Genomic DNA, 4,696 nt, shown 5'->3' on the forward strand with positions numbered 1-4,696 from the left:
AGCACGTCGGCAGCGAATATGGGCGCGTCACCGCCAGCATCGGCATGGCGAGCTCGACGCCCGGTCAGGATGGAGACCCGGGTGCGCTGATCAAGGCGGCCGACGAGGCGCTGTACTACGCGAAGGCAACCGGCCGGAACAAGGTCTCGACCTTTCCCGTCGATGGATATGCGACCCTCAGACCGGCAGCTGTTGAAGTTCGCAGATGCTGCTAATGGTGTCCGTTTGAGCACTGATCGTGTCCAGTGAATCCGCTAATGCGGGGCGACGAACGTCAAATTGAGGAAGTGAGTGAGCAGCGGCCGGTCGCGGGCGACGTATTTCTTCGACACTCGCCGAATTCCAAACGATGGTGTTGAAGCGCGACATAGGCGTGCGCCACGGCTCAATATCGACAGTCTCCCCACGCTGGAAAACAGGCATTAAAGTCGCGCCCCCATCCTTTGGAGGAGAGGCATATTGTTGCGCACGCACCCAAGTTGTTGATCATCGGTTACGTGCACGCCCTGCTCTCGTCACGAGCGACTTTCCTCATTATGCCGGTCGGGAGCCACATCTGGCATCGCAAGATCTCGAAGGCGCATTAGCAAAATCTTCGCACATAGATCCACCCTTTGTTGCATGAGCGCAACGCGTGCGGACACGAAAAGAGCATCGCTCTCGGCCTTTGCTGACGGCGCTGCCACGAGTTTAACCATTAGCGAGAGGCGGAGATGGGGCGATTTGTCGAAGGTGCAAACCGCGACGGCCGCCTGCGACACGTCCGCCGGCCTGCCGTGCGCGGTGTGCGGGCGGCGGCTGGCCTGAGCCGGAAGGCCACCCCGCACCTCGCCCTCCCCCGCTCGAGCACGCGCGCCCCGTCGTGGGTGCTCTTCGGTGCGACCTTCATCGTGGACGTCGACCATCGGCGCGGCGAGAGCACGCAACGGGTGACTCGCACGCTGCTGCCCATAGACCAAGCACCGCGAAGAGCCGCGTCACCTCCCTTACGCTGCCGTGACAGCGCGTCGGTTAATGTCACGTGTTGTGCGAAACCTCTGGTTGAGCGGACAATCGGACCGTAGTGATAAGAGGAATTTTCACGATCCTGCGAGAATGTCCGGGAATGACGGGATTGGGGCTCTCGTCTTTCCGGCTGCATATTGATAGCGCTAAGTCTAGATTCGTCCGAAACGCCTTTTTGATGCAGGAGTCCGTCGACCATCCAAGCGGTTCAAATCGGTGCGCAGTGCCCCTACCCTAGTCCCTTGCAGGTTCGTGCGTGCTGATTGAGTTTCCCGCCTATCTGGTATGTGAGCACTCGATGCCCCACGTCCCAGCCCGCCGACTTGTTCTTTCGATTCTCAGGAATCTGCCTTAGATCACCACACCCTCGCGGGACTATACTTTGCGTGTTGTAGTCGACAGCTCGCCTAACACCCATGGGCAATTTGCCCACTGTTAATTTTCTAAGAGGTTATCCCCGCACACTTATGGCTACCTATCTCGAACTTAAGGCTCAAGCAGAAGCGCTGTCACTCTAAGCGGAAGAAGCACGGCTTGCCGAACTGGACAGCATCATCACTACGATGCGTGAGCAGATCGCTGAATATGGCATTACGGTCGAGCAACTTTTCGGGCGACGCCGCGCGGTTGCCCCGAGCACGCGGGCACCGATCGCGCCGAAGTATCGCGATCCGAAGACCGGTGCGACCTGGAGCGGGCGCGGCAAGGCTCCCCATTGGATTGCGAGCGCGAAGAACCGCGAGCGCTTTTTGATCGAACAGTAAGCCGATACGCGGTTGGGCGCGATGTCGTCATCTTTACCCGACGGGACATACTGGGCGACATGTCGTGAGCGGACGATTTTTGCAGCGTCCGCAAACGGTCACGGCGACGTATTTCCGGGCGCAGAGATGATCGTGAAAGATGGATGGGCTACGTTCACCCGTGACGGCGTCGAAGTGTGGAACTGCAGCGCCCGCTATGGCGCTGCGCACTTCGACGTTCAGTCCGCTTAGGAAGACCTGCCGATGAGCCAGCTCGTTCAGATTGCGCCGGGTGTCGTGTTCTCCGCCGATGTCTTCGGGGCCGACTGGGCTCGCAAGTATCAAAAGACCAGCGAAATTCAAGTGCCAAACGGCCATGCGCAATCCGCACCTCGGCGGGGCCGGCCCGCGAAGGAAGCCGATCAGGCGATCCACGAAAGCACTTCGAGCCAGATGTCGTTGTTGTAGACGACGTTCGGTCAGCCGACCTGTGCCCGTCCGCTTCGCATAGAGAAGACCAAGCGGCGCTTGTTCATTGTTCGGCCAGCCGCTCGAGCTGGTCGAATTCACCAAAGAAATCCTGCTGCCCTGGAAGTGGCGCCGGCGGGCGACGTGCTGCTCGCGGCCGCGGATGGCCCGCTTTCTTCAACGTGCGCGCAATCGCATGAAGCTGCGCCCAAATCTGATCTGCTTCGGCGCTCGACAATGTGTCGGCCGCCACTTCGAGCGCACCAACGAGCCTCTCGAACTGTTCGGATGCGCTGGCCAGCACGGGGCGCACTTGATCGCGCGCCTTGGTTTCCCGATAGGCTGCGAGCCATCGCTCGAGCAGCTTCCGCTCGTCGCGGGACAAAGTGTCAAGCAGACCAGTCGGGACAGGTTCATCGGCACGAAACGTACCGATGACACATTCCCGCGCCCGCGCCCTGATGGAAGGCCGCTTTGGGGGCTCTACCCGAAGCAACTTGATGAAGCGCCCTTGTTCTCGAATGAGCATCGTTCGTCTCTGATTCCATGCGATCACACCAGAGCATAACAAAACGTAAGCGATCATTCTGCGGCGCCCATCAAGTGAAGGCGACGGCGCAAAGTACTCGGGTCCGCCTGGCTTTCACCCTCTCACGGCGTCTCGTTCAACCATTCTGTCAATCCTTCCCGCGCATTTAGCTCGACGAACGTCGGCCTTCCACGAAGTCGCTGTATGTAGCGCATGAGATTCGGCCACGATGTCGCTGGGCGTGGCATATTGCGCGTCCAGCGCATAAGCATGAGCGCCAGGAAGTCAGCGGTACTCAATTGGTTGCCGATCAGATACTGGCGGCCATCCCCGAGCAAACAATTTAGATGCTCCATGGCCCCTTCGATTTGCCCACGCGCAAACTCCTTCACGGCTGCGGCGTTTGACGGTTTGCCGTCGACTTCCGCATAGAACCAGCTTCGCATCGCCGGCAACAACGTGTTCGCAAGATAGATCATCGTCTCGAACCACTCGGAACGCACAGGTGAGTTCGGTTGCGGTGCAAGCCCCGACTCAGGATGTCGTTCAGCAAGGAGCATCAGCAATGCGGTCGATTCTCCTCGTGGTACGCCATCGATTACGAGAGTTGGCACGCGACCGGAGGAATTCAAGCGTAAATACTCAGGGTTGCGCTGTGCACCCGCGTCAAGGTCAACGAGCCTTGTTTCAAAGGGTACGCCCAGTTCAAGTAGCATCCAGTGCACCGCCATACTTGCCGCACCCGGTGTGTAATACAGAATGTAGGACATGGTCTGATTCCGGTTTAGGGTTGAGCTGCCGGCATTATGTTAGCAATGGAGGACGCCAGTTGATGCGGCAACTGTGCCTGTTGCGTTCTTCAATCTCGGGGAGTATTAGCTGAAACAGGCGTGTTCCAAGGAAGAAGTGTCGCATAGTCGTCAGCAGTGGCAGCGAGCGGCAACTTGGTGAACAGCGAGACCAGATAGCGATACGGTTCGACGCCGTTCGCCTTGCACGTCTCGACGAGGGAGTACAGGTTGGCACTGGCCTGCGCGCCGGCGACAGTATCGGAGAACAGCCAGCCCTTACGGCCGACGACGAACGGCCGGATCGCGTTCTCGCACAGGTTGTTCGAGATCGTTCAGTTGCCATTTTCGACGTATCGGACCAGCTTGAGCCACTGTCCGCTCATGTACTGCAATGCCTTGCCGAGCAGACTCGATGGCACGACGCCCGGCAGATGCTCGACCAGCATGCGCTCGATGATGGCGAGCACCCGGGCGCTGTACCGGGCGCGCAGCCGTTGCCGGCGTTCAGACTTCCACTTCGCGCTGCGCGCCTCGGCCGCGAACGGCTTGCCGATCAGCACGACGAAGCGCGTGGCCAGCAGATCCGGTGAGCGTGCTGCCTTCGGCACCGACTCCTCGGCCTTGATGAAGCCGCGGCGCACGTGTGCCCAGCACCCGAGATGCACGAGCTGGTGATCGTGGGCGATGCCGTTGTAGAGCTCGTACCCATCAGTCATCAGCACGGTGCCAGGCTGCACGCCAGCATAGAGCTTCTGTGCATGCTGGGCGCCGCGCCCCGGCGAGTACGAGAACATCCGTACTGGTGGCCCCGAGCCGTTGAACTGCGCCCACAGGTAACTCTTCGCCTGCGGCCTGCGTCCTGGCTCCTTCAGCACTTGGAACGTTGTCTCGTCGCCGTAGATCAGGTTCGATTCGAGCAGCGCGTCGCGCATCAGATTGATCACCGGTTGCGTGGCGAGCCCGACCCGGACCACGCTGGCGGCCAGCGTATTCGACGAGATGTCGCCGCCGAAGCGACGCAGCAGCGTGGCCTTGTTGGGCGCAAAGTAATAATGAGCCACTTCGCGCGAAGTAAATCTAAGCCACCTTTCAGTACAGTCAGCCTTTTGCGCGCAAAGGCTGGCGATGCTCCAGAAGGAACAGTGGATGCAAATCCATGT

5 protein-coding genes and 2 pseudogenes are annotated in these 4,696 nt (G+C 59.7%); 4 read left to right on the top strand and 3 right to left on the bottom strand.

Annotated features, from left to right (window positions below; all coding sequences use genetic code 11):
- The 4 genes and pseudogenes from C3Y15_RS31065 to C3Y15_RS31080 all read left to right on the top strand — a co-directional run.
- Positions 1-215: diguanylate cyclase (locus C3Y15_RS31065; protein ID WP_124259768.1), on the top strand; the 215-nt coding region annotated here is incomplete at its 5' end.
- 1,257 nt (positions 216-1,472) lie between these two features.
- A pseudogene (locus C3Y15_RS31070) lies at positions 1,473-1,769 on the top strand (H-NS histone family protein).
- Positions 1,770-1,790: 21 nt separating this feature from the next.
- Positions 1,791-2,000, top strand: a complete 210-nt coding sequence (locus C3Y15_RS32475) for a hypothetical protein (RefSeq protein ID WP_081054690.1) — start codon at positions 1,791-1,793, stop codon at positions 1,998-2,000.
- A gap of 12 nt (positions 2,001-2,012) precedes the next feature.
- Complete coding sequence (locus C3Y15_RS31080; RefSeq protein ID WP_059548101.1) at positions 2,013-2,216, top strand: hypothetical protein; 204 nt, start codon at positions 2,013-2,015, stop codon at positions 2,214-2,216.
- 64 nt (positions 2,217-2,280) lie between these two features.
- Here the strand turns inward: C3Y15_RS31080 and C3Y15_RS31930 are convergent, their stop codons facing one another.
- The 3 genes and pseudogenes from C3Y15_RS31930 to C3Y15_RS31095 form a co-directional block, all read right to left on the bottom strand.
- Positions 2,281-2,802, bottom strand: coding sequence for a hypothetical protein (locus C3Y15_RS31930; RefSeq protein ID WP_243860300.1), 522 nt, complete (start codon positions 2,800-2,802; stop codon positions 2,281-2,283).
- 65 nt (positions 2,803-2,867) lie between these two features.
- Positions 2,868-3,515, bottom strand: a complete 648-nt coding sequence (locus tag C3Y15_RS31090; protein WP_059548106.1) for a glutathione S-transferase family protein — start codon at positions 3,513-3,515, stop codon at positions 2,868-2,870.
- An 89-nt stretch (positions 3,516-3,604) separates the two neighbouring features.
- Positions 3,605-4,570 (bottom strand): annotated as a pseudogene (locus tag C3Y15_RS31095) (IS66 family transposase); the annotation flags it as partial.
- Positions 4,571-4,696: the final 126 nt, after the last annotated feature.

This window comes from Burkholderia sp. B10 (genome assembly GCF_004368385.1).
GTDB classification, from domain to species: domain Bacteria; phylum Pseudomonadota; class Gammaproteobacteria; order Burkholderiales; family Burkholderiaceae; genus Burkholderia; species Burkholderia vietnamiensis.